Origin of the sequence: Caballeronia sp. (genome assembly GCF_049581465.1) — a bacterium.
Taxonomy (GTDB): domain Bacteria; phylum Pseudomonadota; class Gammaproteobacteria; order Burkholderiales; family Burkholderiaceae; genus Caballeronia.
In genome coordinates this window covers 1-3,433 of sequence record NZ_JBAUSA010000813.1, presented here as the reverse complement: position 1 = coordinate 3,433, position 3,433 = coordinate 1, and the positions used below count along the sequence as shown (strand labels likewise).

At 61.1% G+C, this 3,433-nt stretch carries 3 protein-coding genes and 1 pseudogene; all 4 read right to left on the bottom strand.

Features of this window, described 5'->3' with window-relative positions; genetic code table 11:
- Nucleotides 1–54 precede the first annotated feature (54 nt).
- Nucleotides 55–273 (bottom strand): hypothetical protein, encoded by a 219-nt coding sequence (locus WCA53_RS19970; protein WP_423914634.1) that lies wholly within the window; start codon nucleotides 271–273, stop codon nucleotides 55–57.
- Complete coding sequence (gene istB, locus WCA53_RS19965; RefSeq protein ID WP_423914631.1) at nucleotides 270–1,034, bottom strand: IS21-like element helper ATPase IstB; 765 nt, start codon at nucleotides 1,032–1,034, stop codon at nucleotides 270–272. Before istB ends, WCA53_RS19970 begins: the two co-directional genes overlap by 4 nt.
- Nucleotides 1,021–2,523 (bottom strand): IS21 family transposase, encoded by a 1,503-nt coding sequence (gene istA, locus WCA53_RS19960; protein WP_423914628.1) that lies wholly within the window; start codon nucleotides 2,521–2,523, stop codon nucleotides 1,021–1,023. The genes istB and istA overlap by 14 nt, the downstream gene beginning before the upstream one ends.
- A gap of 810 nt (nucleotides 2,524–3,333) precedes the next feature.
- Nucleotides 3,334–3,429, bottom strand: a pseudogene (locus WCA53_RS19955) (type VI secretion system baseplate subunit TssF); the annotation flags it as partial.
- Nucleotides 3,430–3,433 lie beyond the last annotated feature (4 nt).

Below are 3,433 nucleotides of genomic sequence, written 5' to 3'. Positions count from 1 at the left end.
GGCGGCAAGGATAAAAGATAAGCGACCGAGGCCGCTGTCGGCCCACGGCGAAGGTTAAAACGGATCGTCTACATCGCGCAGGTGAGGGTTCACGGGAGCAGCGCGTTGTTCGTGCTGCAGTTCATGGAGCACGAACTGGTAGTGCATACAGATTCGTTCGCGGAGATCATCGAGGAGTTCGATGACGGCGAGCGCCTGATCGGCGGACCAGTTGTCGGGGATCAGGAAGTCGAGCCCATGCGTGGTTCCGGAAGGTAGGTGAAGGCGTGTCATGATTTCTTCTCGGCTTTAGCTGCACTGCGTTTCCTCGTGCGTTGCTCGGCGCGTTCGCGTGCCTCCTTCACGCGATAGGATTCGCCCTCAATCACGACGACTTCCGCGCGGTGTACCAGTCGATCGACAAGCGAGACGACGCAAGCAGCGTTAGGGAACACCTCTGACCATTCGGCGAACGGCCTATTCGTCGTGACCACCGTGCTCGCTTTGCCATACCGACGGCTAATGAGTTCGAATAGTAGATCGGCGTGGCGGTTCGAGTATGAGAGGTAGCCGACTTCGTCGATTACCAGGACGTCGGGCGAGGCATAGCGGTTCAGTCGGCGACGTAGTGCAGAATCGCTGTCGAGCGCGGCCAGTTCACCGAGCATCTGGCCGGCGGTGGTGAACAAAGCGGTGTGGCCGCGTGCGATTGCCTGATAGGCGAGATTGAGCGCCAGCGTCGATTTGCCGACGCCGTTCGGGCCGATCAGTACGACGTTCGCGGTGTCCTTGACGAACTCCAGCGCCATCAGCTCTTCGACGACGGCCCGATCGCACCGCTTGGGCCAGGCCCAATCAAAGTCGCACAGCGGTTTGAAGCTGCCCAGATGTGCATCACGGATACGCCGCTCCAGAGAACGGCGAGCGCGCTCATCCTCTTCCCACTGCAGCAAAGGCGCAACCCACTGCTCGGCCGCCACGTCGGGCCAATGCGTTAGCAGTCCGTAAAGGCGCAGTGCGTGCGCGCGAGCTTGTAGCTCGTCAGGCGTGTTCATCGGCGTCTCCGGCGATTTGATCGTATATATCGAGTCGGTGGGGTGTTACGAGCGTGTCTTTCTTGCGCACGTGTTCGGGCAAAGGGATTGCAACAGGCGGAGGCGCCTGGCGCGCTTCGCGCCGGCGCTCCAGCGCCAAGCGCACCGGATTCGGATGAGGTGCCGCACCACTGGCGAGGACCTCCTCGATAGCCGCTTGCAGTTCGGCGGCGCTATAGCGATCGAGAAGGAGCAGCAAATGCGAGGTAATGTTGCCCAGATTGCCACCGCGTTCAGCAGCGCGTTGCATCAGCAACCGGCTGGCAGGAGCCGCTTGGCCCAGATGGTCAAGGCCACGATGGTGACGGGCTTCGCGTTTGCGCTCCACTAGGCCTTCAATATGCACAGCATTCTCGATCTGTGCGCCGCGATCGTAACTGCGCTCATGGGTGGCCAGCAGCGTGAGCCCATCGAGGATGCGCACCTGATGGGGATCGGCCCGTACCGTGAGCGTGCGGCGAACGTGGGTGTGAGGAATCGAGTAATCGTTCTGGTCAAAGCGAACGTAGGGAGTCTTGCCAACCGAGACCGCCAGTTGCAGTTCGCACGGATAGGGATTCTCGGGCAAACCCAGCAGACTTGGCCGCTCGCGTTGGAAGGCTTCGCGCACGGTGATCGTGGGCTCCTCGCGACAAGGGCGATTCGCGGCGGGGCCAGCGCACCAGAGCGCCGCCTGAGCATTTAGATCGTCGAGGTCGATGAACTTACGCGCAGCAAAGAAGTTCTCGCGGACGTATCGGATTGCACGTTCGACACGGCCCTTCTCGTTGCCTCGCGCAACGGCCACGGGACGGGGCTCATAGCGATGATGGGCGGCGAACGCGAGGAGTTGAGGATTGAACCGGATCGCGTCGCCGTGACGCTCAAGGACGGCGCTCTTGAGGTTGTCATAGAGTAGGACTCTGGGCAGACCGGACCATGTCTCGAAGGCGCCTGCATGGCCGGCCAGAAAGCTGTCCATGCGTGCATCAAGGAAGAAGCGCAGGTAAATCTGCCGTGACCACGACAAGACCATCACGAAGGCCATCAACGGTCGGCGTGCGCGACCAATCTGCAGGTGGTCGAAATGGGCCCAGTCGACCTGTCCTTGCTCACCTGGCAGCGTTCGTAGACGCAAATAGGCCTCGGTGATCGGCCTCGGACGGTGCACCGAGATCAAATGCCTAAAGTGGTGATGATTGCCCCGGTAGCCACGCTCGCACACCATCGCATAAAGACGGCTGGCCGTGAGTGACGGAAACTTCTTCAGCGTTTCGTGGATGAACGGCAGGTACGCGTCGATCTGTGAAGGTCGTTGCAGACCGCCAATCCTCGGAAGTCCCGCTTGCGCCAGCACCCGATGAACTGTTCCGTGATGCACGTGCAATTGGCGAGCGATCGTGCCGGCACGCCACTTCTCGACGTGGTAATAGCGCAGGATTTGCGCCTCGAGTTCTGCTCCGATGCTCATGGGTCGTGTCCTGTGAAGTTTGTAGCAGTACGAACATGTCGAAAGACCCGAGTACGCAGCGGCCCGAGGCGCACCAACGCCGAGCAAGCACGTTGACAGAAGTGACAGTGGGCGGGCAAACGCCTGGCGATACCGTGAGTCGTTGCTTTGGCCGATGTTGTCGGGGTCGCTTGCAGTAGAGCATCGGCGGCAGCCGCTGCGGAACCCTGATGTGTCACTTTATTTAAGCGAGTGCGGTAGCGGCGCATCCGTTCGGCGTGCGCGAGGCGTCCATTGCGGCTGTGCTGGTATCGGCGCCCGGCCTCCCGAAGGCTGCTCTGTCGAGCGGCCAACGAACAGTCGCCGTCGCAGTAGATTTGGCCGCGATCGCAACGGCGGCAAACGATGACCTGCACCCGGCAACGCGCGCACACGTAAAAGCGGCCTGTGGCCGGCATCGAAGAATCCCGTCAATGCCGAGGCGATATCGACAGAGCCGGCGAGGCGTGCAATACTCATTGCACACCCATGCTCCGCGCACGCGGTGGGGTCTGACATCGGTGTGAACTTGGCGGTTTGGGCCGGTGTCAGGCCGTTTCTTCGGCGGTGAACTGTTCTTCTACCCTATCTTGTATTCCTGCGTCACCCCCTAAAGCGAACACGAACCAGCGCCCGGTGCGTCTGCACTCGCCCTTCGGGCTCCTTACGACGCACCGCAGCGCACCCCAATTACGCCTCACGACGCGATTCCCACGCCGGCAGAAAATGCGTCTCAATCCAATATAGAGAGTGTCCGCCGCCATTTAAACGCGCTTCCTGACCGCCGTTCACACGGTCGGGATGCGCCTTCGCGAATTCGCGGCCGGCTTCGCGCAGGTAGCGCATCTCGGCTTCGTAGTAGCGCAGGATGGGATCGTCGTGGTCCATGGAT

Coding starts and splice junctions, on each gene's coding strand:
- istA (WP_423914628.1), bottom strand. CDS start 2,523: ATGAGCATCGGAGCAGAACTCGAGGCGCAAATCCTGCGCTATTACCAC.
- WCA53_RS19970 (WP_423914634.1), bottom strand. CDS start 273: ATGACACGCCTTCACCTACCTTCCGGAACCACGCATGGGCTCGACTTC.
- istB (WP_423914631.1), bottom strand. CDS start 1,034: ATGAACACGCCTGACGAGCTACAAGCTCGCGCGCACGCACTGCGCCTT.